General features: G+C 62.7%; 1 protein-coding gene and 1 pseudogene. Both read right to left on the bottom strand.

Going from position 1 to position 1,063, the window contains the following annotated elements; all coding sequences use genetic code 11:
- Positions 1-182: 182 nt before the first annotated feature.
- Positions 183-908, bottom strand: coding sequence for an amino acid ABC transporter ATP-binding protein (locus RM2_RS23210; RefSeq protein WP_072691783.1), 726 nt, complete (start codon positions 906-908; stop codon positions 183-185).
- 4 nt (positions 909-912) lie between these two features.
- Positions 913-1,063 (bottom strand): annotated as a pseudogene (locus tag RM2_RS25535) (amino acid ABC transporter permease); the annotation flags it as partial.

The raw sequence follows: 1,063 nt of genomic DNA, 5'->3' as shown, positions 1-1,063 counted from the left end.
GAACTTTCGTCACTCGAGCACGATGCCAGGGTCAGTGCCAGCACGGCTGTGAGCAGCAGTGCGACCAGTACACGAACCTTCGCTCCGGCGTATGCGAACATGGCGAAAAGCCTAGCCCCGGGTAGCGAGGTTTTCCCTGGACGGATGATCCACGGCTGCACTTCCCGTTCGCCAGACGACTCCTACAGCACTTGAGACAGGAACTGCTGCAGCCGTTCGGTTTCCGGTTTGTCGAAGAGCTGATCGGGCTTACCGGTCTCGACGACGGAACCGTGATCCATGAACAGCACGGTGTCGGATACTTCGCGGGCGAAACCCATCTCGTGGGTGACCACGACCATCGTCATGCCGCCATTGGCAAGGTCGGCCATGAGCGAGAGGGCGCCCTTCACCAGTTCGGGGTCGAGGGCGGAGGTGGCTTCGTCGAAGAACATCACCTGGGGCTTCATGGCCAGGGCTCGCGCGATGGCGACGCGCTGCTGTTGCCCGCCCGACAGATTGCCGGGCCGGGAATCGGCCTTGTTCGCGAGTCCGACGAGTTCGAGTTGCTCGAGCGCCAGCGATCGCGCCTCGTCCTTTTTCATCCCCTTGAGCTTGCGCGGTCCGAGGGCGATGTTGTCGGCGACGGTCTTGTGTGGGAACAGGTTGAAGTGCTGGAACACCATGCCGATGCGCTGCCGCAGTTTGTCCGGATTGTCTTTCAGTACCGACGTGCCGTCGAGGAGGATGTCACCCTGGTCGGGTTCGTGCAGCCGGTTGAGCACCCGCAGCAGTGTGGACTTTCCGGAGCCGGACGGGCCGATCACGGTGACGGTGTGACCGGCATCGACGTGGAGGTCCACACCTCGCAGTACCCGGTTGTTGCCGAAGGCCAGGTGCAGGTTGGTGCCAGTGACGGAGAAGGCCATAGCCCTATCCTCCTTCCACGACGATGGATTGTTCCACCGGATCGAGAGTGCCGGACCTGTCGGCGCGGCCGGTGCGTAGTCGGTGGTCGATGTAGTTGACGAGGTGAGTGAGCGGGATGGTCAGTGCGAGGTAGAACAGGCCGGCAGCGACCAGC

Source organism: Rhodococcus marinonascens NBRC 14363, assembly GCF_001894885.1.
GTDB lineage: Bacteria > Actinomycetota > Actinomycetes > Mycobacteriales > Mycobacteriaceae > Rhodococcus_F > Rhodococcus_F marinonascens.
Note: the sequence above shows the minus strand (reverse complement) of the source record. Positions and strands in the feature narration are given on the sequence as shown.